The organism is Ruegeria sp. BHSC276, assembly GCF_059612945.1.
Genome location: NZ_JBXWRP010000011.1, coordinates 67277 through 93709, shown reverse-complemented (window position 1 = coordinate 93709; position 26433 = coordinate 67277). Strand labels below are relative to the sequence as shown.

The 26433-nt window shown below is 62.5% G+C and carries 28 protein-coding genes; 15 read left to right on the top strand and 13 right to left on the bottom strand.

The features are described from left to right. Nucleotides 1-50 precede the first annotated feature (50 nt). From AC2FMD_RS16885 to AC2FMD_RS16855, 7 genes are all read left to right on the top strand, one after another. Complete coding sequence (locus AC2FMD_RS16885) at nucleotides 51-1079, top strand: zinc-binding dehydrogenase (protein ID WP_496741193.1); 1029 nt, start codon at nucleotides 51-53, stop codon at nucleotides 1077-1079. Nucleotides 1080-1158: 79 nt separating this feature from the next. Then, nucleotides 1159-2034 (top strand): branched-chain amino acid ABC transporter permease, encoded by an 876-nt coding sequence (locus AC2FMD_RS16880; protein ID WP_170450009.1) that lies wholly within the window; start codon nucleotides 1159-1161, stop codon nucleotides 2032-2034. Nucleotides 2035-2038: 4 nt separating this feature from the next. Then, nucleotides 2039-3136: a branched-chain amino acid ABC transporter permease gene (locus AC2FMD_RS16875; RefSeq protein ID WP_496741195.1), complete on the top strand. Its 1098-nt coding sequence runs from the start codon at nucleotides 2039-2041 to the stop codon at nucleotides 3134-3136. Beyond that, nucleotides 3133-3897: an ABC transporter ATP-binding protein gene (locus AC2FMD_RS16870; RefSeq protein ID WP_496741197.1), complete on the top strand. Its 765-nt coding sequence runs from the start codon at nucleotides 3133-3135 to the stop codon at nucleotides 3895-3897. The genes AC2FMD_RS16875 and AC2FMD_RS16870 overlap by 4 nt, the downstream gene beginning before the upstream one ends. Next, entirely contained in the window at nucleotides 3894-4667 is a 774-nt protein-coding gene (locus AC2FMD_RS16865; RefSeq protein WP_170418921.1) for an ABC transporter ATP-binding protein, read from the top strand. The genes AC2FMD_RS16870 and AC2FMD_RS16865 overlap by 4 nt, the downstream gene beginning before the upstream one ends. Before the next feature lie 5 nt (nucleotides 4668-4672). Further along, a complete protein-coding gene (locus AC2FMD_RS16860; RefSeq protein WP_496795265.1) occupies nucleotides 4673-6559 on the top strand; it encodes an AMP-dependent synthetase/ligase in 1887 nt (628 codons plus the stop codon). 31 nt (nucleotides 6560-6590) lie between these two features. Beyond that, on the top strand, nucleotides 6591-7751 hold the full coding sequence (locus AC2FMD_RS16855) for an ABC transporter substrate-binding protein (protein ID WP_496741201.1): 1161 nt from the start codon (nucleotides 6591-6593) through the stop codon (nucleotides 7749-7751). Between the two features lie 70 nt (nucleotides 7752-7821). Here the strand turns inward: AC2FMD_RS16855 and rpsI are convergent, their stop codons facing one another. The 3 genes from rpsI to AC2FMD_RS16840 form a co-directional block, all read right to left on the bottom strand. Further along, nucleotides 7822-8307 (bottom strand): 30S ribosomal protein S9, encoded by a 486-nt coding sequence (gene rpsI / locus AC2FMD_RS16850; RefSeq protein WP_149775125.1) that lies wholly within the window; start codon nucleotides 8305-8307, stop codon nucleotides 7822-7824. A 6-nt stretch (nucleotides 8308-8313) separates the two neighbouring features. Then, complete coding sequence (rplM, locus tag AC2FMD_RS16845; protein WP_068344207.1) at nucleotides 8314-8772, bottom strand: 50S ribosomal protein L13; 459 nt, start codon at nucleotides 8770-8772, stop codon at nucleotides 8314-8316. 165 nt (nucleotides 8773-8937) lie between these two features. Beyond that, entirely contained in the window at nucleotides 8938-10341 is a 1404-nt protein-coding gene (locus AC2FMD_RS16840; protein WP_496741203.1) for an aminotransferase-like domain-containing protein, read from the bottom strand. A 98-nt stretch (nucleotides 10342-10439) separates the two neighbouring features. On the opposite strand from AC2FMD_RS16840, the gene AC2FMD_RS16835 reads away from it, so the two are divergent. Then, a complete protein-coding gene (locus AC2FMD_RS16835; RefSeq protein WP_496682912.1) occupies nucleotides 10440-10667 on the top strand; it encodes a DUF1127 domain-containing protein in 228 nt (75 codons plus the stop codon). 61 nt (nucleotides 10668-10728) lie between these two features. On the opposite strand, the gene AC2FMD_RS16830 is transcribed toward AC2FMD_RS16835, so the two are convergent. Next, nucleotides 10729-11172 (bottom strand): PaaI family thioesterase, encoded by a 444-nt coding sequence (locus tag AC2FMD_RS16830; protein ID WP_496741205.1) that lies wholly within the window; start codon nucleotides 11170-11172, stop codon nucleotides 10729-10731. 58 nt (nucleotides 11173-11230) lie between these two features. On the opposite strand from AC2FMD_RS16830, the gene AC2FMD_RS16825 reads away from it, so the two are divergent. The 4 genes from AC2FMD_RS16825 to gluQRS all read left to right on the top strand — a co-directional run bounded on the left by AC2FMD_RS16825 (nucleotide 11231) and on the right by gluQRS (nucleotide 15182). Then, nucleotides 11231-12016 carry an enoyl-CoA hydratase gene (locus tag AC2FMD_RS16825; protein ID WP_496711116.1) on the top strand — a complete coding sequence of 262 codons (786 nt, stop codon included), beginning with the start codon at nucleotides 11231-11233 and terminating at the stop codon, nucleotides 12014-12016. Between the two features lie 272 nt (nucleotides 12017-12288). Further along, nucleotides 12289-13656: a methylenetetrahydrofolate--tRNA-(uracil(54)-C(5))-methyltransferase (FADH(2)-oxidizing) TrmFO gene (gene trmFO, locus AC2FMD_RS16820; RefSeq protein ID WP_496741207.1), complete on the top strand. Its 1368-nt coding sequence runs from the start codon at nucleotides 12289-12291 to the stop codon at nucleotides 13654-13656. A 9-nt stretch (nucleotides 13657-13665) separates the two neighbouring features. Beyond that, nucleotides 13666-14280, top strand: a complete 615-nt coding sequence (locus AC2FMD_RS16815; protein ID WP_496689247.1) for a class I SAM-dependent DNA methyltransferase — start codon at nucleotides 13666-13668, stop codon at nucleotides 14278-14280. Then, entirely contained in the window at nucleotides 14277-15182 is a 906-nt protein-coding gene (gluQRS, locus tag AC2FMD_RS16810) for a tRNA glutamyl-Q(34) synthetase GluQRS (RefSeq protein ID WP_496795264.1), read from the top strand. The genes AC2FMD_RS16815 and gluQRS overlap by 4 nt, the downstream gene beginning before the upstream one ends. Before the next feature lie 10 nt (nucleotides 15183-15192). Here gluQRS and hisI read toward each other — a convergent pair whose 3' ends face one another. After that, nucleotides 15193-15582 (bottom strand): phosphoribosyl-AMP cyclohydrolase, encoded by a 390-nt coding sequence (hisI, locus tag AC2FMD_RS16805; RefSeq protein WP_496741209.1) that lies wholly within the window; start codon nucleotides 15580-15582, stop codon nucleotides 15193-15195. 48 nt (nucleotides 15583-15630) lie between these two features. Here hisI and AC2FMD_RS16800 point away from each other — a divergent pair, with 48 nt between their 5' ends. Both AC2FMD_RS16800 and AC2FMD_RS16795 read left to right on the top strand, forming a co-directional pair. Further along, entirely contained in the window at nucleotides 15631-16083 is a 453-nt protein-coding gene (locus AC2FMD_RS16800) for an iron-sulfur cluster assembly scaffold protein (protein ID WP_496741211.1), read from the top strand. Nucleotides 16084-16140: 57 nt separating this feature from the next. Further along, nucleotides 16141-16779 carry a MarC family protein gene (locus AC2FMD_RS16795; RefSeq protein ID WP_496682892.1) on the top strand — a complete coding sequence of 213 codons (639 nt, stop codon included), beginning with the start codon at nucleotides 16141-16143 and terminating at the stop codon, nucleotides 16777-16779. Between the two features lie 181 nt (nucleotides 16780-16960). Here the strand turns inward: AC2FMD_RS16795 and AC2FMD_RS16790 are convergent, their stop codons facing one another. From AC2FMD_RS16790 to sciP, 5 genes are all read right to left on the bottom strand, one after another. Next, on the bottom strand, nucleotides 16961-17083 hold the full coding sequence (locus AC2FMD_RS16790) for a hypothetical protein (RefSeq protein WP_496741212.1): 123 nt from the start codon (nucleotides 17081-17083) through the stop codon (nucleotides 16961-16963). A 112-nt stretch (nucleotides 17084-17195) separates the two neighbouring features. Then, nucleotides 17196-19286, bottom strand: coding sequence for an ATP-dependent DNA helicase RecG (gene recG / locus AC2FMD_RS16785; RefSeq protein ID WP_496741388.1), 2091 nt, complete (start codon nucleotides 19284-19286; stop codon nucleotides 17196-17198). Then, complete coding sequence (ligA, locus tag AC2FMD_RS16780; RefSeq protein WP_496795263.1) at nucleotides 19283-21409, bottom strand: NAD-dependent DNA ligase LigA; 2127 nt, start codon at nucleotides 21407-21409, stop codon at nucleotides 19283-19285. Before ligA ends, recG begins: the two co-directional genes overlap by 4 nt. Nucleotides 21410-21530: 121 nt before the next feature. Then, nucleotides 21531-22247 carry a response regulator transcription factor CtrA gene (gene ctrA, locus AC2FMD_RS16775; protein WP_149775137.1) on the bottom strand — a complete coding sequence of 239 codons (717 nt, stop codon included), beginning with the start codon at nucleotides 22245-22247 and terminating at the stop codon, nucleotides 21531-21533. A gap of 70 nt (nucleotides 22248-22317) precedes the next feature. Further along, complete coding sequence (sciP, locus tag AC2FMD_RS16770; RefSeq protein WP_496795262.1) at nucleotides 22318-22626, bottom strand: CtrA inhibitor SciP; 309 nt, start codon at nucleotides 22624-22626, stop codon at nucleotides 22318-22320. Between the two features lie 130 nt (nucleotides 22627-22756). Here sciP and mnmA point away from each other — a divergent pair, with 130 nt between their 5' ends. After that, a complete protein-coding gene (gene mnmA, locus AC2FMD_RS16765) occupies nucleotides 22757-23902 on the top strand; it encodes a tRNA 2-thiouridine(34) synthase MnmA (protein WP_496741216.1) in 1146 nt (381 codons plus the stop codon). Here mnmA and AC2FMD_RS16760 read toward each other — a convergent pair. From AC2FMD_RS16760 to AC2FMD_RS16750, 3 genes are read right to left on the bottom strand one after another with little or no spacing between them, the layout of a single operon-like run. Further along, a complete protein-coding gene (locus AC2FMD_RS16760; RefSeq protein ID WP_496679958.1) occupies nucleotides 23896-24480 on the bottom strand; it encodes a hypothetical protein in 585 nt (194 codons plus the stop codon). The two genes, mnmA and AC2FMD_RS16760, sit on opposite strands and share 7 nt — an antisense overlap. Continuing rightward, the gene (lpxB, locus tag AC2FMD_RS16755) at nucleotides 24480-25637 is read right to left on the bottom strand and encodes a lipid-A-disaccharide synthase (RefSeq protein WP_496795261.1); all 1158 of its coding nucleotides are present in this window, start codon (nucleotides 25635-25637) and stop codon (nucleotides 24480-24482) included. Before lpxB ends, AC2FMD_RS16760 begins: the two co-directional genes overlap by 1 nt. Continuing rightward, nucleotides 25637-26431, bottom strand: coding sequence for an LpxI family protein (locus AC2FMD_RS16750; protein ID WP_496795260.1), 795 nt, complete (start codon nucleotides 26429-26431; stop codon nucleotides 25637-25639). The genes lpxB and AC2FMD_RS16750 overlap by 1 nt, the downstream gene beginning before the upstream one ends. Nucleotides 26432-26433 lie beyond the last annotated feature (2 nt).

The window sequence follows — 26433 nt, the reverse complement described above, 5'->3', positions numbered from 1 at the left end:
CTTGGGACGGGCCACAAACAATCGGGTAACGACCCAAGAGGAAGAGCAAAGTGACCGAGTTGCCCAAAACCATGTTCGCCGTGGTGCAGAAATTCGAAGGATACGCCAAAACCGCCACCGGACCTGTGATCGAGCAAGCCTCGGACTGGCTGGAAGAGGTCGAAATCCCGGTGCCCGCTGCGGGGCCCGGTCAGGTTTTGATCCGTCTGCGCGCCGCTTCGGTGAACCCGTCCGACATCCACTTCATCAAGGGTGAATATGGCCAGCCACGCGTCAAGGGCGCCCCGGCTGGCTTCGAGGGGTGCGGTGACGTGGTCGCCACCGGAAAAGGGGCCGAGGCGCTGATGGGCCAGCGCGTGGCTTTCGTCGCCTCGGGTTCGGGGGCCTGGGCCGAATATGCGCTGACCCAGGCACAGATGTGCATCCCGTTGCGCGCCGAGATTTCGGATGACGACGGGGCCGCGCAGATCGTGAACCCGCTGACTGCGATGGCGATGGTCGATATCGCCAAATCGGCCGGAGAGTCCTTTGTCGTATCGGCGGCAACCAGCCAGTTGGGCAAGCTGATGTGCGGGTTGGGGCGTGATCTGGGGCTGAAGCCCATCGCCATGGTTCGCCGGGCCGAGGCGGTCGAATTGCTGAAATTCCACGGCGCGGCCGAGGTTCTTGTGACCACCGACAGCGATGTTGTCGAGAAATTCGCGCAGACCAGCGCAACCCTGAAACCGCGCGTGTTTCTGGATGCGGTCTGCGACCAACTGTCCGAGCAGATCTTCTGCGCCATGCCCAACGGCGCGCGCTGGGTCAGCTATGGCAAGCTGAGCACCGAGGCCCCGCGACTGACCCAGATGGGGCAAATGATTTTCATGAGCAAGCGGATCGAAGGGTTCTGGCTGACTCAGTGGATGATGTCCACGCCGCCCGAGGACCAGATGCGCGTGGTGGCCGAAGTGCAGGCCCGGTTTGCCGACGGACGCTGGAAAACCGACGTGTCCGCGCACCTGTCGCTACGGAACATCCTATCGGGCCTGGCCGATGCGCTGAAAAAGAGTGACGGGAAGGTCATCATCACGCCATAGTAGAATAAGCCCCCCGGAGATTGGAGGAGATCCGGGGTGCGCAAAAGACGCCGGGCCAACCGGCAATTGGGAGGAGAATTTGGACAACGCACAGCTGCTGATCAGCGGGCTGGCGAATGGCTGTGTCTACGGCCTGATCGCGCTTGGCTTCGTGCTGATCTACAAGGCGACCGAAGCGGTGAACTTCGCCCAGGGCGATTTCATGATGCTGGGCGCCTTCGTCACCATCGGGTTGACCAATACCGAATATATGGGCCTGCCCTTCTGGCTGGCCCTACCCATCTCGCTGGGGATCATGGGCGCGCTGGGGTATCTGCTGGATCGGCTGATCATCCGCCGCCTGTTCGGAGAAAGCCAGACCGCCGTGGTCATCCTGACCATCGCCCTGGGCTTCGTGATCCGCTTTGTCGCCGGGCTGATCTGGGGCCACGAGCCGCAGACGTTGGAAAATCCGCTGGCCGGCAAGGAGGTCCGCTTTGGCGGCCTGGTTCTGGGGATGGAGGACGTGGCGGTCATCGTCGTGACCGTGCTGCTGACCTGGGCGCTCTACGTGTTTTTCAGCAAGACCAAGCTGGGTCTGGCGATGCAAGGCGCCTCGCAGAACCAGCTGGCGGCCTATTACATGGGGGTGCCGGTCAAGCGTGTGCAGGGTTTCATCTGGGGGCTGGCCGGTGTCGTGGCCGGGATCGCGGGCATCCTGTTTGCCGCCAAGGGCTCGGTCGATCCAACCACCGGGCTGCTGGGGATCAAGGCCTTTGCGGCGGCGGTCATCGGCGGGTTCGGCAGCCTGCCCGGAGCCTTGGCGGGCGGCCTGATCGTCGGCGTGATCGAACCCTTCGCCAGCCGCTACATCGCCGCGGGCTACAGCCAGATCGCGCCTTATGCGCTGTTGTTGGCGGTGCTTATCTTCCGTCCGCACGGCCTGTTCAGCCAAGTCCGGGTCAAGAAGGTCTGAGCGTATGAGGATCGTTTTCAAAACCGACTACATGCAGGACATCCGCCCGTGGAAGGACGGATACCAGTTGTCGCTCTATCTGATCCTGCTGGCGGTAGTCATTGCCGCGCCTTGGTGGCTGGACGCGTTCTATCTGGGAGAGCTGACGAACGTTCTGATCTGGGCCATCGCCGGGCTGGGCTTGATGATCCTGACCGGGCATACCGGCCAGGCCAGCCTGGGCCACGCGGCGTTTCTGGCCTTTGGCTGTTATGCCAACGTGATCCTGATCGAGGCCGGCGTGCCGTTTCTGGTGGCATTTCCGCTGGCCGGCATTCTGACCGGCATCGCCGGGGTCACGGTCGCCATTCCTGCCCTGCGGCTGCACGGCATCTATCTGGCGATCTTCACCCTGGCTCTGTCGATCCTGATGGACGACCTCATCGTTCTTGCCGAACCAATCACCGGCGGCGTGGCGGGCAAGTACATGGGCGGAGTCGAAATATTCGGCCATCTGGTCGATCGTTGGGGCACGCCCGAGCAGTTCTACTGGCTGGTGCTGGCCGTCACGGTTCTGGTCACGCTGGGCTATATCAACCTTTTGCGTACGCCGCTGGGGCGCAGCTTCATCGCGGTGCGCGACTCGGAAGTGTCCGCGCAGGCGATGGGCATCGACATCGCGCGCACCAAGACAGTGTCCTTCGCCCTGTCTTGCGCCGTTACCGGATGGGCGGGTGCGCTGATGGGCCTCTATGCCGGGGCCTTCAACAACGAAACCTTCAGCGTGGTGATCTCGATCCAGCTGCTGATGATGATCGTGATCGGCGGGCTGGGCTCGATCCACGGCGCGTTTCTGGGCGCCATCGTCATCGGGTTTCTGCCGCAGTTCCTGTCGATCGCCAAAGAATATGCAGGCGCCCTGTTCGGTGGCGGAACCGTCGCCATTCCGGGGCTGGAATTCGGCATCTTCGGCATGATCCTGATCGGGTTCATCCTGTTCGAGCCGATGGGCATCTATGGTCGCTGGCTGAAGATCCGCACCTGGTTCGAGCTGTTCCCCTTCTACCGCAAGGACATGTTCAAGCGGCAGAAATCCTATCTCAAGACGGAGCGCCTGAGATGAGCCTGCTGGAATTCGAGAACGTCACCCTGAAATTCGGTGGCCTGACGGCGGTGAACGATCTGTCCTTTTCGGTCGAGGAAGGCGAGGTCTTTGCCATCGTCGGCCCGAACGGGGCGGGCAAATCCACGGTGTTCAACCTGATCTCGCGCTTCTACGACCCATACGCGGGCCAGATCCGGTTCGACGGGCACGATCTGCTGCAGGTCAAGCCCTCGGGCGTGGCCGCCTATGGCGTGGCGCGCACCTTCCAGAACATCGAGCTGTTCGAACATGCCACCGTGTTGCAGAACCTGCTGGTCGGGCGGCACCGCCACCGGCGGACCAATCTGCTGTCCGACGTGTTTTTTACCCCCTCGGCCCGCCGGCAAGAGCTGGAGAACCGCGAGAAGGTCGAAGAGATCATCGATTTCCTCGACCTGCAGGCCTATCGCGACAAGATGATCGCCGGCCTGCCCTACGGCGTCCGCAAGGTGGTCGAGGTCGCGCGCGCGCTGGCCACCGACCCCAAGCTGCTGCTGCTGGATGAACCGGCCTCGGGGCTGTCGGTCGAAGAAACCACCGACATGCGCTGGTGGATCGACGACATCCGGCGGCAGATGGGGATCACAGTGCTGATGGTCGAACATGACATGGGGCTGGTATCGGGCGTGTCCGACCGGGTGCTGGCCATGGCCGATGGGGCGAAACTGGCCCTAGGGACACCGGCGCAGGTGCAATCGCACCCCGCCGTCGTCGAAGCCTATCTGGGGAAAGCCTCATGAGCGCACCGATTCTGAGCATCCGCAACATCGAAAGCTTCTATGGCCCGATCATGGCGATCCGCGGCGTGTCGCTGGACGTGCACCCGGGCCAGATCGTCTCGATCCTGGGCGCCAACGGGGCGGGCAAGACGACGCTGATGAAGACCGTCTCGGGCGTGATGGACCCGGAAAAGGGAACCATCACCTTCGACGGCGAGGAAATCCAAGGGTTAGAGCCGCACAAGATCGTCCAGAAGGGCATCGTGCATGTGCCCGAGGGGCGCGAGGTGTTCCCGCTGCTGACGGTGAACGAAAACCTCAGCCTGGGGGCCTATACCCTGCACGACAAGGCCCAGATCGAGCGCGACCGCGAGTTGGTGTTTTCTTACTTCCCGGTCCTGAAGGAACGCCGCAATCAAGAGGCCGGCACTTTGTCGGGTGGGCAGCAGCAGATGCTGGCCATCGGCCGCGGCCTGATGGCCAACCCGCGCATCATGCTGCTGGACGAACCCTCGCTGGGCCTGTCGCCGCTGCTGGTCCAAGAGATCTTCGGCATCCTCAGACGTTTGAACGACGAGCAAAACATGACCATGATGCTGGTCGAGCAGAACGCCAACGCCGCGCTGGAACTGGCCGATCATGGTTATGTCATGGAGGTCGGGCGCATCGTGATGGACGGCCCCGCCGACGTGCTGATGCGGTCCGAGGACATCCAGAACTTCTATCTGGGCGTGCAGGAGGAAGGCGCGCGGGAAAACCGCCGCTGGAAACGCAAAAAGACGTGGAGGTGAGCCGGATGAACATGACCACCCTGCCCCCGCAGACCAACATCAACGGCGTTCAATTCAACGCCACGCCCGGCCAGCGCCCCGTGAGGGTCGATGGCTGCGTTACCATCCCCGAGCTGTTCCAGAAACGCTGCGCCGCCCTGGGCGACCGCACCGCGCATCGGGAAAAGGATCTGGGCATTTGGAAATCCTATTCCTGGGCCGACTACTGGCAGCACGCCAAATGGATCGGGCTGGCGCTGCGCAATCTGGGACTGCAACGCGGTGAGGTCGTCTCGATCCTGTCCGAGGACCGCAAGGAATGGGCCTGGTTCGATCTGGGCATCCAATGCGTCGGCGGCATCGCCTCGGGCGTCTACACCACCGATTCCGCCAGCCAGCTGAAATACCTGGTCAATGACAGCAACAGCCGCTTTCTGATCGTTGAGGACGAGGAGCAGCTGGACAAGTTTCTGGACATTGAAGACGAGGTGCCCGGCCTGTTGAAGGTCATCATCCTTGAAGACGAAGGCCTGCACGACCTGGCCCATCCCCGCTGCATGATGATCAAGGATCTCTATGCCCTCGGCCGTGAGGCCGAGCGCGAAGAGCCGGGCCGATTCGAAGCCGAAATCGCGCTGGCCACGCCGCAGGACACGGCGCTGCTGATCTATACCTCGGGCACCACTGGTATGCCCAAGGGCGCGATGCTGAGCAACGAAAACATCATGGCCGCGATCGAATGCGGCGCACGCTGCCTGCCCGCGCTGGAGACGGATGAGCAGCTCTGCTTTTTGCCGCTGTGTCATATCCTGGAACGCGATGTTTCGATTTATTTCCCGCTGGCCTCGAAATGCACGGTGAACTTCGCGGAAAGCCCCGAGACGGTCTTTGCCAACCTTCAGGAAGTGTCGCCCTCGACCTTCACCGCCGTTCCGCGCGTGTGGGAGAAGATCTATTCGCACGTGCTGATCATGGCGCAAGAGGCCACCCCGGCCGGGCGTGCCGCGTTTGGCATGGCGCTGAAGGCCGGGATGAAACGGGCCGAGTACATCCTGCAGGGCAAACCGGCGCCGCCGGCGGTGGCCGCGAATTTCTGGCTGTGGGACCGGCTGGTGCTGCGCAACCTGCGCCGGATGCTGGGCATGGACCGGCTGCGGCGCGGCGGGTCGGGCGCGGCCCCGATCTCGCCCGAGCTGCTGAAATGGTACTGGGCCATCGGCGTGCCACTGGTCGAGGGCTTTGGCATGACCGAGACCTCGGGCATCGCCACGCTGAACACGCCCGAGGCCAACCGCATCGGCACCATCGGCAAGCCCGCACCGGGGATCGATCTGCGCATCTCGGACGGGGACGAAATCCAGATCCGCGGCCTGAACGTGTTCCAGGGCTATCGGCGCAACAATGCCAAGACTGCCGAAACCTTCACCGCCGATGGCTGGCTGCGCACCGGCGATATGGGGCACGTGGACGCGGACGGCTATGTAACCATCACCGGCCGCCTCAAGGACATCATCATCACCGCCGGCGGCAAGAACATCACCCCGGCCGAGATCGAAAGCCGGTTGAAGTTCTCGCATTACATCTCGGACGCGGTGATCATCGGCGACCGCCGCAAGTACCTGACGGCGCTGGTGATGATCGATCAGGAAAACGTCGAGAAGTTCGCGCAGGATCGCAAAGTGCCGTTCTCGAACTTCGCTTCGCTCTGCGCTGCAGCCGAGGTGCGCGAATTGATCGGCGCGGAAGTGGCCGCGGTGAACAAGGAATTCGCGCGGGTCGAACAGATCAAGGATTTCCGCCTGATCGACGTGCTGCTGACCGCCGAAGATGACGAACTGACCGCGACGATGAAACTGAAACGCAGCCTGGTGGAAAAGAAACACGCGCATCTCATTGAAGACATGTACAAATAGAACAGGGATCAACCCTAAGGGAGGAAGACACATGACCAAAGCAATCAGACGGCTGGCGGCGGCAACCGCCCTGTCCGCCCTGGCCTCGATGGGCTGGGCCGAAACGCAAGGCGTGACCGACGACGAAATCGTCATCGGGTCGGTCAATGACCTAAGCGGCATTTTTGCCGCCGTCGGGGTTCCGGCCACCAAGGGCGCGAACGTGGTGTTCGACCGGGTCAACGCCAATGGCGGCGTGCATGGCCGCAAGATCCGCTATGTGGTCGAAGACAACGGTTACCAGATGCCGCGCGCGATGCAGGGCTACAACAAGCTGCTGAACCGCGACAAGGTGTTTGCGATGCTGCAATCGCTGGGCACGCCGATGAACCTGGCCGGGTTCAAACTGCTGGACCCAAAAGGCATTCCCAATGTCGCCCCCTTGTCGGCCGCGCGGCAGATGCTGCAGGAACCGATGAAGAACAAGTTCACCTCGTTTTCCAGCTATTATGACCAAGCGCGCGTGGGCGTGAAATATCTGGCGCAGGAATTCGGCGGCGACAAGGTGTGCACGATGTATCTGCCCACCGATTTCGGCAAGGAAATCCTGGAAGGCAGCCAGGAAGGCGCCAATGAATCCGGCATTACCTTTGCCGCGGAAACCACTCACAAACCTGACGAAACTGATTTCGTGGGCTCGCTGAGCAAGCTGAAGGAAGAAGGCTGCAACATCGTCACCATCGCGCTGGGCGTACGGCAGGCCATCACCGTGGTCGGTACCGCCAAGAAGATGGGCCTGACCGACATGAAATTCCTGGGCACCTCGGCCAGCTTCCTGACCGTGGTGGCACAGGTGCCGGGTGGCGTGACCGACGGCTTCTACGCCGCCGCCTCGTGGCAGGATCTGTGGGCCCGCGCGGATGAACCCGCCCCCAAGGCCTTCATTGAGGAATACAAGGCCGCCACCGGCGAAGACCCGGTGGGCTTTTCGATGCTGGGCTATGCCGCGGCCGAAATGATGGTCAAGGCGCTGGAGGCCGCCGGCCCCGAGCTGACACATGACAGCTTTATCGCTGCGATGGAGTCACTGGATTATCAGGATGATCTGGTGGGCAACCACATGACCTTTGGCCCCGACGACCATCAGGGCGCCGATACGGTCTATGTCAGCGTGGTGGAAAACGGGGCGTGGAAGAAGATGCACGAGGAATAACACCAACTTCCGACCACGAAAAAAGGGCTCGCGGATGCGAGCCCTTTCCATTTTGTGCCCTCGGCAGCGATTAACGCTTCGAGAACTGGAACGAACGGCGGGCTTTGCGCTTGCCGTATTTCTTCCGTTCCACGACGCGGCTGTCGCGGGTCAGGAAGCCCGCGGCCTTCAGGGCACCGCGCAGGCTGGGATCGTACAGCTGCAGCGCTTTCGAGATGCCGTGCTTGACCGCACCGGCCTGACCGGTCAGACCACCGCCTTTGACGGTTGCGACCACGTCGAATTCACCTTCGACACCGGCAACCTGGAACGGCTGGCGCAGGATCAGCTGCAGAACGGGCCGTGCGAAATACACGTCCTGGTCTTTGCCGTTCACGGTGACCTTGCCGGAGCCCGGCTTGATCCAAACGCGGGCAACAGCGTCTTTACGCTTGCCGGTTGCATAGGAGCGACCCAGCTCGTCACGCACGGGCTCGCGCACGACGGTTTCTTCGGCCACGGTTTCAACGCCTGCGACGGCGCTCAGCTCTTCGAGAGTATTGATCTGATCAGCCATCGGTCATTAGCTCCGGGTGTTTTTCTTGTTCATGGACTTAACATCCAGAACTTCGGGGGCCTGGGCTTCGTGCGGGTGCTCGGCACCGGCATAGATGCGCAGGTTGGTCATCTGCTTGCGCGACAGACGGTTGCCCGGCAGCATGCGCTTGACGGCCTGGTAGACCACGCGCTCGGGGTGCGCGCCTTCCAGGATCTGCTGCTTGGTGCGCGACTTGATGCCACCCGGATGGCCGGTGTGCCAGTAGAAGTGCTCGTCGCGCTTCTTGCCGGTCATCTGGACCTTGTCGGCGTTGATGACGATGACGTTGTCGCCCATGTCCATGTTCGGGGTGAACGACGGCTTGTGCTTGCCACGCAGGCGCATGGCGACGATCGAGGCAAGACGGCCCAGAACAACGCCCTCGGCGTCGATCAGGATCCACTTCTTGTCGATGTCTGCAGGAGTTGCAGAGAAGGTTTTCATGTCAGGACAATCCTGTTTGATGTGAAAGACCGCCCCTGCCGAGGCGGCCCGAATTCGATGAATGGGTATCTAGACGCAAGGAAACTTCAGGTCAAGCGCAACCAAAGTGTTTTAAGCGTTTATTTTCAATGAGTTGCAAAATAGGTATTTATTTACCCCACAAAGTCAGACGCTGATTTGCTCGGGTGGATTGTCCAGCAGGATACGCAGGCGCAACATTGCTTCTTCGAATTTCCGCAGGGAGACGTGTCCGTTCATCGCGATTCGCACAGCGTTTGGTGCGCGCCCGTCCCGCAGGGCGAATTCATCGGCGGATCGAATCTGAATCCCCTCACGCTCGGCCGCGCGACTGAAAGCAGCGGCGCGCCAGCCTGACGGCAGGTGCAGCCACACAAAGGGAATTTCCGGATCCCAACTCAAATCGAACCCGCCCAGAGCATTTACCGCCACACGCACATACTCCCCCATCTTCACCCGCACATCCCGCGCCAGTCGACGGGCCGCGGGATCGGTAAGCAGCAGACGGGTCAGCTCGGCCAATGGCTGGGCAAGGCCGAAATAGCCGTATTCGGCCGACCGACGTAGATCACTGCCGCGGTCACGCGGAGCGATAGCAAAGCCCACACGCAGGGCCGGTGTCAGGGTCTTGGAAATGGACGAGACATGCCAGCCGCGCTCGGGCGCCAGCGCCCGATAGCTGGGCGCACGCGCCTCGCCCATGCGATAGCAATCGTCCTCGATGATCTGCAGGTCGTGCCGTCGGGCGATCTCGACCACTTCCAAACGCCGCTCCAGTGGCGTGTGGCTGCCGGTCGGGTTCTGCACCTCGGGCGAGACGCAGATCGCCTGCGCCGGAGTCTGGCGCAGGACATGTTCCAGTGCTTCGGGGTCGATGCCCCACTTGTCCATCTTTACCCCGACGACCTCGGCCCGCATCAGTTCACCGGCGCGGCGGAACCCGGCATAGGACAGGTCCTCGACCAGAACCACGGGTTTCGGCCCGCGCAATAGGGTCTGGAACACAACGCACAACCCGCTTTGGCCACCATGGGTCAGCACGACGTCGTCGGCGTTCAAAGCGCCAAGCGGCAGGTCGGAAAGCCAGTCGACCACCGCCTGCCGCACGCCCTGATAAGCGTCGCGGGTGGGATAGTTCATGAACAGGGCCGGATCGCTCTGCGCCACGCGGGCAAGGCAGGACCGGATCAGGGCCACCTGCCCCACATCCGGCAGACGGGGACTGAATAGGCTCACATTCTTTTCGTATTTGTCATCGCGCAAATGCAACTGCCGCGACCATACGTCATCCAGCAGAGGCGTCTTGGGCGGCGCCACGAATGTACCACGTCCGACCTCGGCGCTCAGCAATCCCTCGTCGGTCAGGATTGAATAGGCTCGCGCCACCGTACCGGGTGTGATCTTCAGCCGATAGGCCAGGTCGCGTACCGGCGGTAGTTTCGCTCCAACCTTTAGCGTGTTGTTTTCGATGGCCCTTCGGATCGTGTCAGCCACAAGAGTGTATTTGGGCCCCTTGGATTTTGGCAGCTCCTGCAGCCAAATTGTATCCATTACAATTCTTCCTTTGCCTCAACACAATCCTGTGTGTACTGCGGTGAATGTACCGAACATTTTATTATTGTGTCAATACAATTTGAAAGGATACCCGGATGACACGCGCAATGCACACCTCCGCCCTTCTGCTGCTGAACGACAGCCCGCGGCTGCCGTTGGTCGCCGCATTGGCCGTACGGTTTGCGGCGACTGTCACCAAATGGGAACGCCGGCGCCGCAGCCGCATCAATCTGGGCAAGCTGGATGATCGCCTGCTGCGCGATGTCGGGCTGAACCGTTTCGAGGCGGACCGCGAAAGCCGACGCCATTTCTGGATCGAATAAAGCATCCCCAGTCCCGTTCGCGGGACCTCTTCCTGGGCCGGGGTCAGTCCCCGGCCTTTTTTCATCCAAACGCCGCCGCGGCCGAGCCTTCGGGGGGCAGCGAATAGGTCATGCTGGCCCGGGCGCAGGGGGCATCGGCCCCGTCCGAATACATCAGCACATCTCCCACGGCCAGCGACCGCCCCAGCTTGAGCAACCGGCAATGCGCGATCAGATCGGTGCCGCCTTCGGGCTTGCGCAGGAAATCCATAGAACTGTTGGTGGTCACCGCCAGCGATTGCCGCCCCTTTCGCGCCAAAACCATCGAATAGACGCACACATCGGCCAGGGCGAACATCGAGGGCCCGGACACGGTGCCGCCCGGGCGCAGGTGCCGGTCTTCGACAACCAAGCGCATGGTGATCGTGTCCTCGGTCAGGGCTTCGACCACGAAATCCCTGTGTACCTGCGGAAAGACCTGCGCCAGGTACTGCGACAGTTCTTCCTTGTTCATTGCCAATGACATGCTTCCCCTCCTCGATTTGCCGACCTAGAGTTGGCCCGACAGCCAGCGGGAGGGCAAGATGGCAATTTTGGAACGTAGCGACACCGGGGCGATCGCCCATCTGAAACTGAACGCGCCCGAGCGACTGAACGCCCTGAGCGACGAGATGCTGGCCGCGATGCAAACCGAACTGGACGCTCTGCGCGATGACCGGTCCATCCGCGCGGTGATCCTGTCGGGCGCAGGCAAGGCTTTCTGCGCCGGCCACGACCTGAAACAGATGACGGCGGGCCGTCAGGCCGAGGACGGCGGCAAGGCCTATTTCACCGACCTGTTCAACCGTTGCGCGCGGATGATGATGTCGATCCAGTCACTGCCCCAGCCGGTGATCGCGCAGGTTCACGGGATCGCTACCGCAGCGGGATGCCAGTTGGTGGCGACCTGTGATCTGGCCATCGCGGCAGACAGCACCCGGTTCGGTGTGAACGGCGTGAATATCGGCCTGTTCTGCTCGACGCCGATGGTCGCGCTCAGCCGCAACATCCCGCGCAAACAGGCCTTTGAAATGCTGACCACCGGCGACTTCATCCCGGCCCAACGCGCAGCCGAGTTGGGCCTGATCAATCGCGCGGTCCCCGAAACCGAGTTACAACAGGAAACATGGGCCCTGGCCGAAAAGCTGGCCTCGAAACTGGGGGCTGCCGTCAAGATCGGCAAGCAGGCGTTCTATGAGCAGATCCAGATGCCGCTGGAACAGGCCTATGCCTATACCGGAGAGGTAATGGCACAGAATATGATGCATCGCGACACCGAGGAAGGAATTTCCGCCTTCATCGAAAAACGACCGCCCAATTGGACGCAATGACGCAAAGGTGATGAACAAAATTCTCGAATGTTCGCATTTTTTCACTTTCCAAAAGGGCAACTCTGTGGCAATGCTGGGACAGAGCCGAGGCTCTGACATTCTTTTGGGTCGCCGTGGGCGGAAGGTCCCTCCAGCCGGTCTCTCTCACTGGCGCTAAGATTCCCGCAGCGGCGACCCCAAGATTTTCCCTTTTTTCAATGGCTTGCCGCAGCAGTGCGTGTAACTGTGGCTGACCGTTGCGCAATCGGCCCGCGTGGCTTATGTGAACGCGCATGACACAGAAATTGCATATCGTGGGCGGCGGCATGGCCGGATCCGAGGCCGCATGGCAGGCCGCCGAGATGGGCGTGGACGTCGTGATTTACGAAATGCGCCCCGAAACTGGCACCTTTGCGCACCAGACCGGCAACCTGGCCGAGATGGTGTGTTCGAACTCGTTCCGGTCGGACGATGACGAGCAGAACGCCGTCGGCCTGCTACATTGGGAGATGCGCGCGGCCAACGGGCTGATCATGGCCAGCGCTGATGCCCACCGCCTGCCCGCCGGCGGTGCCTTGGCCGTCGACCGTGAGCCTTTTGCCGAGACCGTCACCGCGCGCCTGAAAGCGCACCCCCGGGTCAGCGTCAGCCATGAAGAGGTGACAGAGCTGCCGGACCAAGGCCACTGGATCTTTGCCACCGGCCCTCTGACCTCTCCCGCCCTGGCTCAGGCAATCCAGCGCGAGACCGGCGCCGAAGCGCTGGCCTTTTTCGACGCGATCGCCCCGATCGTCTATGCCGACACGATCGACATGAGCAAGGCGTGGATGCAGTCGCGCTATGACAAGGGCGAGACCGAGGAAGAACGAACCGCCTATCTGAACTGCCCGATGGACCGCGACCAGTACGAAGCTTTTATCGATGCGCTGCTGGCCGCCGACAAGACCGAGTTCCACGAAGGTGAAACCGCCGGCTATTTCGACGGCTGCCTGCCGATCGAGGTGATGGCCGAACGGGGCCGCGAGACCCTCCGCCATGGGCCGATGAAACCGGTGGGCCTGACCAATCCGCACCAGCCGGACGTCAAACCCTATGCGGTGGTACAACTGCGCCGCGACAACGCTTTGGGCACGCTGTTCAACATCGTGGGATTCCAGACCAAGATGAAATACGGCGCGCAGACCGAGGTGTTCCGGATGATTCCGGGGCTCGAGAATGCCAGCTTTGCCCGGCTGGGCGGCATCCACCGCAACACGTTCATCAACTCGCCCACCCTGCTGGACGCGCAGATGCGGCTCAAAACCAGGCCGAACATCCGGTTCGCCGGACAGATCACAGGGGTCGAAGGCTATGTCGAAAGCGCCGCGATGGGTCTGCTGGCCGGACGTCTGGCGGCTGCCGAGGTTCTGGGCCACTCCCTGCCCCCGGTTCCGCAGGACAGCGCCATGGGCGCGCTGATCCATCACATCACCGGCGGGGCCGAGGCCAAGACCTTTCAGCCGATGAACGTCAACTTCGGCCTATTCCGGCCGGTCGACGGGTTGAAAGGCGGACGGCGTGGCCGCAAGGACCGCTACAAGGCCTATACCGACCGCGCCAAGGCCGCATGGCAGGCGTGGCTGGCCCAAGCCGACTGGACGCAGGACGCCGCGCCCGCCTAGACTGAGCGCATGAGCAAAAAATACCTCGACAAGACCTATGAGCTGAATTCGCCCCAGGAAACGCAGGCGCATTATCAGAAATGGGCCGCGTCCTACGAGGATGAAGTGGCCGAACACGGCTATGCCACTCCGGGCCGCGTGGCCGAGGCGCTGTGGGACAGGTTTCCGCACCCGCAGGAACCCGTACTGGATTACGGATGCGGCACGGGTCTGTCGGGCGTTGCGTTGCACAAGGCCGGATTTCGCGTGATCGACGGTATGGACCCGACCCCGCGCATGTTGGAGGGGGCCGAGGCCAAGGGCGTGTATCGCAGCCTGACCCCCTTCGAGATTACCGACCCCAGCCCCGTGCAAACCGGCGCTTATCGCGCCATCACGGCCATCGGTGTGATCGGCGCAGGCGCAGCGCCGCCCGAAACCTTCGACATGCTGATGAAGGCCTTGCCCAAAGGGGGCCTGCTGGCCTTTTCGTTCAACGATCACACTCTGCAGGACCCGGCCTATACCGTCCGCCTGAGCGAATGGCTGGACATCGGCGCCGCGCGGCTGCTGTTTCGCGAACACGGGCCACACCTTCCGGGTCTGGATTTGAAGTCCGACGTTTATATCGTTGAAAAACTGTGACATTCATCACCCGTTTCGCCCCATCTCCAACCGGCCCCCTGCATCTAGGGCACGCCTATTCCGCGCTGCTGGCCCATGACATGGCCCACGCCAGGGCCGGGACGTTTCTGCTGAGGATCGAGGACATCGACCAGAGCCGCGCCCGCCCCCATTGGGAGGCGCAACTGAAAGACGATCTGGCTTGGCTGGGCCTCAGCTGGCCCGAACCGGTCATGCGGCAATCGGATCGGCTGGACCTGTATCACCGCGCGTTGGACGCAATGTGGGCGCGCGGCCTGCTGTATCCCTGCACCTGCAACCGCCGCGACATCGCCGCGGCCGCCAGCGCGCCACAAGAAGGCCAGCCGATGCTGGGCCCGGACGGGATCGTCTATCCCGGAACGTGCCGCTCACGCTGGACCCCCGAGGCCGCGCGCCAGCCGCGACCGACCGACCTGCCCTTGCGCCTGAACATGGCCGAGGCCTTGAAACAGATCAACTCCGCCCTTCAACCATCTGCTAAAACGACTAATGCAGCGCTGGCATTCATCGAGCAAGGTCACGGTCCCGGCGGAGAGACCGGGGCTATCACCATCGAGGCTGATCAACTGCGCAGTGCCGTCGGTGACGTGGTTCTGTCCCGACGCGGAATGGGCACCTCGTATCACCTGTCGGTGGTTCTGGACGATGCCGCGCAGCAGATCACCCATGTGGTGCGCGGGCAGGATCTGTTCGAGGCCACCTGCATCCACGTTGTGCTGCAACGTCTTCTGGAACTGCCGACGCCGATCTATCACCATCACCGCTTGATCCGCGATGACACGGGCAAGCGGCTGGCCAAACGCGACGACGCCCGCGCAATCGCGAAATATCGGGAGGAAGGCGCCTCGCCGCAGGACATCCGCGCAATGGTCGGGTTGTGAGGCACCGCCGTCAGGCCAACGGCGCCATCAATTCGACCTCATCACCATCGCGGACGGCGGTGTAGAAGCAGCTGCGCCGATTGGTGTGACAGGCCGGGCCGGTCTGATCGACCAGAACCAGCAGGCAGTCGCGGTCGCAATCCACCCGCAGATCGACCAGCTTTTGCACATGGCCCGAGCTTTCGCCCTTGATCCAGAACGCTTGGCGCGAGCGAGACCAATAGGTCACGCGCCCGGTCTCCAGCGTCTTGCGCACGGCCTCGGTATTCATCCAGGCCATCATCAGCACCTCTCCGGTGTCGTGCTGCTGGGCGATGGCGGGGATCAGCCCCGTTTCGTTGAATTTCAGCGTTGACGGGTCAAACGAGACGGCGCGCGACATGGCAAAAACCTTTTGCATCCCAGAACATGGCCACTATGTATGGGGAACACGCAGCGAGGGGAACCCATGTCCGGCGAAACCGATCTGATCAAGCTTTATTCCGGCCGCATTCTCGAACTGGCCGCCGACATCCCGCATCTGCAGCGCCTGGAAAGCCCCGGTGCAACCGTCAAGAAACGCTCGCCCCTGTGCGGGTCGACCGTCACCGTGGACGTCAATGTGAAGGATGGCCGGGTTTCCGAGTTCGGGCAGGATGTGAAAGCCTGCGCGCTTGGCCAGGCCGCGGCCTCGGTGGTCGGCGGTGCCGTGATCGGTGCGACGCGCGCTCAGATCGAGCAGGCGCGCGATCAACTCAAGGCCATGCTCAAACAGGACGGCCCCGCCCCTGACGCGCCTTTTGACGGGCTCGAGGTGCTGATGCCCGCGCGCGACTACAAGAACCGCCACGCCTCGATCATGCTGGCGTTGGACGCCACCGCCGAGGCCATGGCGCAGGCGGAACAGGCCAATTGCGCCTGAACATGGCATTTTCAGCACGTTGCATTTAACCTCCGGCCATATTTGCCGGAGATTTCAATGGAAAACCTGCTCGAACATTTCGTGACCCTGTGGGTCGTCATCGACCCGATCGGCACCATTCCGGTTTTCATCGCCGTAACCGCCGGCATCGATGTCGCCGCGCGCAGACGGACCGCCCTGCAGGCGGCCCTTGTCAGCGCGGGCGTCCTGCTGTTCTTCCTGGTGTTCGGCCAATTGTTGATCGAGGCGCTCGATATCGGCCTGAACTCGTTCCAGGTGGCTGGCGGAATCATCCTGTTTTTGTTCGCCCTGTCGATGATCTTTGGCGAGAGCAAACCCGAGGTCGACCAACGCGTGGCCGAGGAAGACCGGCAGGACCAGCTGCACCAGCACAACCCCGCAATCTTCCCGCTGGCGGTGCCGTCTCTGGCCTCGCCCGGAGCGATGCTGGCCATCGTCATCCTGACCGACAATCACCGCTACAGCTTGGTCGATCAGGGCATCACCGCGCTGATCATGCTGACGGTGCTGGCGGCCGCCTTTGTATTGATGCTGCTGGCCGAGCCGATCATCCGCCTGATCGGCCATTCCGGCGCTGCCATCATCAGCCGCGTGATGGGCATGATCCTCGCCTCGGTTGCGGCCAACTCGGTTCTGTCGGCGCTGCTGGAAATCATCAAGACGGGACAATTATAAAAAACCGCCGCTCCTTCCGGGCGAAAGGGCGGCGGCAGTCATGCGTGTCTCGTGTGGGGTCCGGGTTCCGCGCGGGGCCGAGGCACGGCCCCTTCAAGGGGTTTGGGACAGGCAGGTCACCCTTGACTGAGATGGGGATGAGCGCGCGGTGCTATCGGCACGAGATCGCAGGCAGAAAGGGTCAGAACCCGACAGGCAGATGCAGCGCCACCATCAGCATCACGATCAAGCACGCCGCGCCAGCTGCATCTTGCAGCAGCGTGCTTTGCGAACGGCTGATTGCGGTCTTGATCTGGCTCAGCATGGCGTCTCCTCCGGTCTGGCTTTAATGCTTTGTTGACCTTTTGTTCTCATATTTCTCCGAGTCGGTAAAGAACTTTTTGAGAACATTTGTGAACTATTCGGGGGCTGAGTCCCTAACCCACTGAAATCAAACGGATCGCTTGATCCTGTTTCATCAGCCACAGAAGAACGCGCGCCGCGTTGCCGCGCTCGGTGGTCAGCTTGGGGTCGATGGCCAGCAATGCACGGGCATCCGTCTGGGCGATTTCCATCAATCCTGCCTGCCTCTCCAGGTCGGCGATCTGAAACCGGGGCAAGCCGGATTGCGCCGTCCCGATCAGGTCGCCCGCTCCGCGCATTTCAAGATCGGTCTGCGCGATGCGGAATCCGTCCTCGGTTTCGCGCAGCACTTCCAGCCGTCTGCGACCGCCCTCGCTCAGCGGGGCTTGGTACATCAACAGGCAGGTCGAGGCCCCCTCGCCGCGCCCGACCCGCCCACGCAGCTGGTGCAGTTGCGCCAGGCCAAAGATCTCGGCGCGTTCGATAACCATGATTGTGGCATTGGGCACGTTAACGCCGACCTCGATCACCGTCGTGGCCACCAGCACCTTGGTCTGCCCCGCCTGAAAGGCCGCCATGGCCGCGTCTTTCTCGGACGGAGGCATCTGACCATGCACCAGCCCGACCACGCCCTCGCCAAACTGCGTCCGCAGATGTTTGAACCGCTCCTCGGCGGCGATCAGATCCGAAACCTCGGATTCATCCACCAGAGGGCAGACCCAATAGCACTGCCGCCCCTCGCCGATCGCACGTCGCAGATGGTCCACAACCTCGTTCATGCGTTGCGTGCTGACGATCGCGGTCTTGACCGGTTTGCGCCCGGGCGGCTTTTCATCAAGCACCGACACGTCCATGTCGCCGTATTGCGCCAGCGCCAGGCTGCGGGGGATCGGCGTGGCGGTCATGACCAGAACATCGGCACCCCTGCCCTTTTCCGACAGTTCCATCCGCTGGCGCACCCCGAACCGGTGTTGTTCATCCACGATGGCCAGCCGCAGATCCTTGAACGCGACATCGCTTTGGAACACCGCATGGGTTCCGACCAAAATCTGGATGTCCCCGGCCTGTAAGGCCGCCAGTTTCGCGCGCCGCTCGGCGCCCTTGTCGCGCCCGGTCAGGATCTCGAGCACCACACCGGCATCTTCGGCCAGCGGGCGCAGCCCTTCCAGGTGCTGACGGGCCAGAATCTCGGTCGGCGCCATCATCACACCCTGACCGCCGGCCTCGACGGCGATCAACAAGGCCATGAAGGCCACCAATGTCTTGCCCGCGCCGACATCGCCCTGAAGCAACCGGTTCATCCGCGCGTCCGAGGCCATGTCGGCCGCGATCTCGCGGATTGCGCGCTGTTGTGCCTGCGTCGGTTGATAGGGCAGTTTTTTCAGCACCTTCGACTGCAAAGCGCCGGTGCCGACGCTGACGATCCCGCGCGACTTGCGCTCACGCTGCCGCGCCAGGGCAAGGGTCAGTTGGTGGGCGAAAAGCTCATCATAGGCCAGACGCTCGCGTGCGGGTGCGAATGGGGCAACGTCATCGGCACCGCGTGGATTGTGGGCGTCGCGGATCGCTTCGGGCCATCCCGGCCATCCCCGGCGCTGAACCAAGGCCGGGTCCGCCCATTCTGCAAGATCCGGCACCCGGGCCAGCGCGCTTTGCGCCGCCTTGAAGGCGGTTTTCTGCGTCACCCCCTGGGTCAAGTGATAGATCGGCTCGAATTCCGGGATCGACCCGGCCTGATCGATCGGCACGACATGATCGGGGTGAACCATTTGGGCCGTACCGTCAAACAGTTCCAGCTTTCCCGAAATCACCCGCCGCGCCCCTTCCGGCAGGATTTTCTTCAGGTAGTCGCCGCGCGCATGAAAGAACACGAGTTGGAAATCACTCTGGCTGTCCTGCACAAACACCCGATAGGCGCCGCCCCGGTTGCGCGGCGGACGATGGGCACCCACGGTCACTTCGACGGTCAGGGTCGCCGGCAGGTCAACGCCGTGGATCGTGTCACGTCTGCGCCTGTCGATCACCGCATAAGGCAAGGCGAACAGCAGGTCGCGCGGCGTCTCAAGCCCAATCTGCCCCAACAGACGGGCCGTTTTGGGGCCGACGCCGTCCAGCGTCTCGGGTCCCGCAAACAGCGGGAAGAGCTGCTCGGGGCGCCCGCTCATGCGTCCCCGATCAGGTGCAGCCATTCGTCTTCATCCAGGACCTTGACTCCAAGTTCGGCCGCCTTTCTGGCCTTGGACCCGGCACCCGGACCCGCAACCACGATATCGGTTTTCTTGCTCACCGAGCCGGACACCTTGGCACCCAATGCCTCGGCCCGGGCCTTGGCCTCGGCGCGGGTCATTTTCTCGAGCGTTCCGGTAAACACGATGGTCTTTCCCGCGACCGGGCTGTTGCTTGTATCGGGCCGGACCGCATCCAGCACGTTCAACTGCGCCACCAGGTCGTCAATGGTTTTCCGCTCGGCCTCTTGCGCGAATGTCGAAACCAGGGTGCGGGCCATTACCTCGCCCACGCCATCGATACTTAGCAGTTCCTGCCATTCGGGGCCCTCAAAATCGGCGGCGGCGGTCATCGCTTTTTCAAACGCCTCCCACGAGCCATAGTGGTTGGCCAGCAGGTTCGACGCAGCCTCGCCCACATGGCGGATCCCCAGTGCAAACAGCAGCCGGGCCAGCGCAACGGTGCGCTTTTCGTCGATCGCGGCCCACAATTTGGCGACGCTCTGCCGGCCCCAGCCCTTGCGGTTGGCCAGTTTGTTCAAATTCTTCGCGTCGCGTTGCTGCAGCGTGAAGATGTCCACCGGAGTTTTCACGGGCAGATCAGGATCGTCATAGAACATCTCGATCTGCTTGGCGCCCAAACCTTCGATGTCGAAAGCCTTGCGCGAAACGAAATGTTTTAGCTTTTCCACGGCCTGCGCCGGGCAGATGACCCCACCTGTGCAGCGGCGCACTGCGTCGCCCTCCTCTCGGATGGCATCGCTGCCGCATTCGGGGCACTTGGTCGGAAACTCGAAAGGCACGGCCCAGTCGGGGCGTTTGCTCAGATCGACGTCGGCGATCTTTGGAATCACGTCACCGGCACGATAGACCTGCACCCAGTCGCCGACGCGGATATCCTTTCCATCGCGGATCACGTTACTCTTGGCGTCACGCCCGGCGATATAGTCTTCGTTGTGCAGCGTGGCGTTCGATACAACCACGCCCCCCACGGTCACCGGGTGCAGGCGCGCAACCGGGCTGAGCGCGCCAGTTCGGCCGACCTGAATGTCGATTGCTTCGAGCCCGGTCCAGGCCGTTTCGGCCGGAAACTTGTGCGCGATCGCCCAACGCGGCGTTGTCGAGCGAAAGCCCAACCGCGCCTGCAGCGCCAGGTCGTTCACCTTGTAGACCACGCCATCGATGTCATGGCCCAGTGTCGCGCGCTGCTCTTCGATCACCCGGTAGTGGGCCAGCATCTCATCAACCGAGCGGCACAGTTGCGTCAATTCGTTGGTGGCAAACCCCAAGGCGGCAAGCCGGGACAGGCCATCGACCTGGGTACGCCCCAGCGGTTCGGACAGCTCGCCCCAAGCATAGGCGAAGAACCGAAGTGGGCGCGAACGGGTGACTTCGGGGTCCAACTGGCGCAGCGATCCCGCCGCCGCGTTTCGGGGATTTGCAAACAGCTTGCCCCCGATTTCCGTTTGTTTCTGGTTCAGCCGGGCGAAATCCTCATGCGACATGTAGACCTCGCCCCGGACCTCCAGGATCTCGGGCGCATCGGTGAGAGTTTTCGGAATGTCGCGAACGGTCATCGCGTTGGCAGTGACGTTCTCGCCTACCTCACCATCACCGCGGGTCGCGGCCTGAACCAACGTGCCGTTTTCATAGCGCAGGGACAGGGACAACCCGTCAATTTTCGGCTCGGCGGTAAATTCAGGCACTTTGTCTTCTTGGAGCCCCAGGTATTTCTGGACCGACCGAACGAAGTCCCGCACATCCGCCTCGTCGAAAGCGTTGCCCAGCGACATCATCCGAACCGCGTGACGAACCTTTTCGAACCCGTCCGACGGGCGAGCCCCGACCTGTTCGCTCGGGCTGTCCGGGCGTTTCAGATGCGGAAACCGCGCCTCGATTTCCTGATTTCGGCGCTTCAGCGCATCATATTCCGCGTCGGAAATCTCTGGAGCGTCCTCACCGTGATACAAATCATTCGCCCGCGTCAACTCGGACGCCAGGCGCGCCAGCTCCTCCTTGGCCTGGTCTTCGGTCAGGTCTTGCACGGGAATCGGATTGCTCATGGCCTCGCCCTGTCATGTCTGGTTGGCACCAGTGATAGGGCGAGGCCATGGCCAGGTCCAGACGTGCTGAGCCGTGAGTGGAATTGCCGCCCTGGACCTCCGGCGGCGTGCTCGAGGCCGATCAGGCGCCGACGGCCAGGCGGTTTTCCTCGATACCGTCCTTCTGGGGGTCGCGCAGCACGTATCCCCGCCCCCAGACCGTCTCGATATAGTTGTCGCCACCGGTGGCATTGCTGAGCTTCTTGCGCAGCTTGCAGATGAAGACGTCGATGATCTTCAGTTCCGGCTCGTCCATCCCGCCGTAGAGGTGGTTGAGGAACATCTCCTTGGTCAGGGTCGTACCCTTGCGCAGGCTGAGCAGTTCTAGCATCTGGTATTCCTTGCCGGTCAAATGAACCGCCTGCCCGTCCACCTCGACGGTCTTGGCATCCAGGTTCACCGCGATCTTGCCGGTGCGGATAATCGACTGCGAATGCCCCTTCGACCGTCGGATGATTGCGTGGATCCTGGCCACCAGTTCTTCGCGGTGGAACGGTTTCGTCAGGTAATCATCGGCCCCGAAACCGAACCCTTTGATCTTGCTTTCGGTATCATCGGCCCCCGACAGGATCAGGATCGGCGTTTCAACTCGGGCGATGCGCAGCTGGCGAAGCACTTCATGACCGTTCATATCCGGCAGATTCAGGTCCAGAAGGATCAGATCATAGTCATACAGTTTCGCCAGATCGATCCCTTCCTCGCCCAGATCCGTCGCATAGACGTTCAGGTTGGCGTGTGTCAGCATCAGTTCGATGCTTTTCGACGTTGTGGGATCATCCTCGACAAGAAGTATGCGCATTCTGCTGCTCCAGTTCAGGTCTGTTCATTCCGGTTTGATCAGAGCCTGACCACAAATGGTTAATCTGACGTTACCGTTGATTCATTTTTTCGCTTTCGCCTTTAGGTTGTCTATATTTTTTTAAGGCCGTCACCTTCAGCGCATCGATTCCGTGTTCGGCCACCGCCGCAACCCAGCTGTTGAACTCCTCGTCGCTCAGCCCATAGCGTTTCTTGGCGTCCGACAACGTGATCAGGCCATACAGTACGCCGCGCACCACCATGGCCTTCCTGGAGGCGACCCACCGACTGGTATCGGGCGGCGGCAGATCGGCCCGCGACAGAACCGTTCCATCCGGCAGGGTTATCGACCTTGGTCCCTCAACTTTGTGCAAATACATCCTGCGACCCTTTTTCTTTTGTCACAAAGCTGGCGTCAGTCTACTTAATGCGGCGTGAAACCGCCTCTTGAGAGTGCGTAGAATTTTCTTATATTCTGCCGGTCTTTCTTAACCCGGACTGGAACAGCCCATGGCCCTCGACACCGAGACTCCTCTGAACTCGCTTGGCTTTGCCAAACCCCCGTCGGAAACGCGGGTGGTCGTTGCCATGTCGGGCGGTGTCGACAGCTCGGTTGTGGCGGCTTATCTGGCGGATCAGGGCTATGACGTGGTCGGTGTGACGCTGCAACTGTATGACCACGGGGCGGCGCTGGCCAAAAAGGGCGCTTGTTGCGCCGGGATCGACATCCACGACGCCCGCCGCGTGGCCGAGGAGCGCGGCTTTCCGCACTACGTTCTGGATTATGAAAACATCTTCAAGGACGCCGTGATCGACGAGTTCGCCGACAGCTATCTGGCCGGCGCGACTCCGGTGCCCTGCATCCGCTGCAATGAGCGCGTCAAGTTCAAAGATCTGCTGGAAACGGCCAAGGATCTCGAGGCCGACTGCATGGCCACCGGCCACTACATCCAGCGCAAGATGGGCCCCAATGGCCCCGAATTGCACTGCGCCGAAGATGCCAACCGCGACCAGTCCTATTTCCTGTTCTCGACCACGCCCGAGCAGTTGGAGTTCCTGCGCTTCCCTCTGGGGCACCTGCCCTCGAAGGACGCGACCCGGCAAATGGCTGCGCAATACGGGCTGAGCGTGGCGGACAAGCCCGACAGCCAGGACATCTGCTTCGTGCCCAACGGCAACTATGCCAGCGTGATCGAGAAACTGCGTCCCGGCGCGGCCGAACCCGGCGAGATCGTTCACGCCGACGGCCGCGTTCTGGGTCAGCATGAGGGCGTGATCCACTACACGATCGGCCAGCGACGCGGTCTTGGCATCGGCGGGCTTAGTGAGCCGCTCTATGTCGTCAAGCTGGACGTGGACCGCAAACAGGTCGTCGTCGGCCCCAAAGAGATGCTGGCCACCCGCACCATCCCCGTGCGCGAGATCAACTGGCTAGGCGATGCGCCCTTCACCTCGCAGAAGGAATGGCACGTCTCGGTCAAGGTCCGCTCGACCCGCCCCCCGCGCGAAGCGATTATCCGTCCGCTGACCGAAACCACCGCCGAAGTCGAATTGCTGACGCCAGAGGAAGGTGTTTCTCCCGGGCAGGCCTGCGTGTTTTATGAAACTGGGGGCAGCCGCATTTTTGGCGGTGGCTGGATCTGGCGCGGTTACTGAACCGCGTCGGTCCACGAGTTGCTGAGGATATAAAGCCCGGCGCAGATCATGACATAGGGCACAAAGTATTCCAGACGTTGTGCCAGACGTCCCGTCATGATCTGGGCGCGCCCACCGATCAGCCCCACAACCGCAAGAAAGAGAGCGGCCAGGCCGGCCCCTAGCACACCTGCCAGCCGGAAATCGGGGGTCGAGTCGGCCAGCAAGGGGGCGAGGACCGCAAACGTGTCCATCGAAAGACTCGTGAACACCAGCATGGTCACCAGTGCCGAGGCGCTGCCCGGCACAGCGGGGGCGGCCTGCGCCTTTGCACCGCGAAGCTGTCGAAAGGCTCCGAAAAGCCCCAAGGCCAGAGGGATGGTGCCGAGGTAGCCAGCCCGGTGCGGCACCACATCCTCGACCCCCAGTGCCAGCAGGAAGGCCACGCCGATCACCAGCCCCTGTGCCAGCAGGAACCCCAGAACGGCGCGCTGCGGACCGGTGACGATCATCAGGGCGACCAGAGCCATGAGGTTGTCGAGATTGGTCAGAACCTGTGCCATGAAGGCCGAGGCCGCAAAGACCACATGGTCCAGCATCACGGCTTCATCCGCTCCAACACCGCGCGTGCAGCCCGAAAACCGGGCGCTTCGCCACCGCGGCCTAGACGTTCCATCGTGACGGCCATTGCCTGTTCCTGCGCGCCCGGCGCGGCCGACACGGCGCCAAGTGCGGCGGCGATGGTTTCGGGCGTGCAATCATCCAGCAGGCATTCCGGCACCGTTCGGGTCTCGGATACGAGGTTGACCAGTGTGACCGTATCCAGCTTGACCATGCGCTCGGCGATCTTCTGGGTCAGCCAAGTCAGCTTGTAGGCAATCACCATCGGCGTAGATTGGGCCGCCAGTTCCAGCGAGACCGTGCCGGACGCGGCCAGGGCGATCTCGGCTGCGGCAAAGGCCGCGCGCTTGCTGGCCACCGCCTGATCCGTGTCGATGTTGCGGGGGTCCACCACGACCGGTTGACCCGGCCAGGACCGGACATGGGCGGCCACGGTATCGGCCACATGCGCGACCGCAGGAACCACCACCCGCATGTCGGGGCGGTCTTTCAGGTATAGTTCAAGCGCCGCGCCGAATACGGGCGCCAGCCGATCGACCTCACCACGGCGCGAGCCGGGCAAGGCCAGCAGGATCGGCGCGTCGCCAAGACCGTGATCGGCGCGGAACTGCGCGATCTGCGCGTCGGTTGCAACCGGCTCGCTGGCCACCGGGTGGCCGACGAAGTCGCACTCCATTCCGGCGTTTTCCATATAGGGCGGCTCGAACGGCAGCAGGGCCAGAACATGGTCGATGACCTTGGCCATCTTGTCCGCCCTCTTGGGGCGCCAGGCCCAGACGCTAGGCGCGACATAGTGCACGGTCCGTATATTGCTGCGCGCCTTGACCTGCTTGGCCACGCGCAGCGAAAAGTCGGGGCTGTCGATGGTGATCAGAACGTCGGGCTGGGTGTCCAGAACGGCCTGCGCGGTTTCGGCGATGCGGCGCTTGAGGTGAAAGAACTTGGGCAAAACCTCGACCAGGCCCATCACGCTGAGCTCGGACATCGGAAAGCGGCTGACCAGACCCTGGGCCTTCATCAGCGGCCCGCCGACCCCGTCGAATTCGACATCCGGAACAAGGGTCTTCACCCCCTCCATCAGCGCACCGCCGAGACGGTCGCCCGACGGCTCACCGGCGACCAGAAAGACACGCATCACATTGCCCGCTCGTGCACGTGCAGAAACAGGCCCAGGCGGTCGCATTCCGCGATCACTTGGGGCCGGTCCAACACGATCACCCCGCCCTTTTCGACGACGATACCGGTCAGGCCAGCCGCAACCGCGCCGGTCACCGTGTCTGGCCCGATGGCGGGCAGATCGGCGCGCCGGTCCTGACCGGGTTTGGGCCCCTTGAACAGAATGCCGCCGCCGGCATCGGGGCGCGCAGCCAGCGACTGCAGCATCCACGCCGTACCGAATGCGCCCTCGACCGCCAGAACCTGCCCTTGATGCACCACGCAGGCCTGCCCGATATCGGCGGCCCCCATCGCCCGCAACACGCCGACGGCCCGGTTGGCATCGTCCAGCTCGGCCTCGGTCGGTTGCGCCTGGGTCAGGCATCCCAGAGGGGGCAGCAGGTCGGGCGCGATCTGGTGCGCGGCCTGCACCTGCAGACCGGCATCCTCGAGAACACCGATCACCGCCCGCAACGCGCCATCATCGCCCGACACCAGCGCCTGCTGGATGATCGGAACCAGCGGCGCGGTCTGCGCGTCGATGCGGCCCGGGTCGATTTTTGGGCGGCGCACCGCACCGGCCATGCAGATATTGGTCACGCCGCGCGCCTTCAGCTCGGCAATGAAACTGCCGAGATGCTCCAGGGGAAAGGTGATGTCGGGGCGCAACCTGTCGGGCTCGAACCCCTCAAGGGCGCAGATCAGCGGACGTTCGGCCAGATGCGAGACCAGTTCATCCGGCAAAACGCCCGTTCCCGCGATCAAGGCCAGCATCG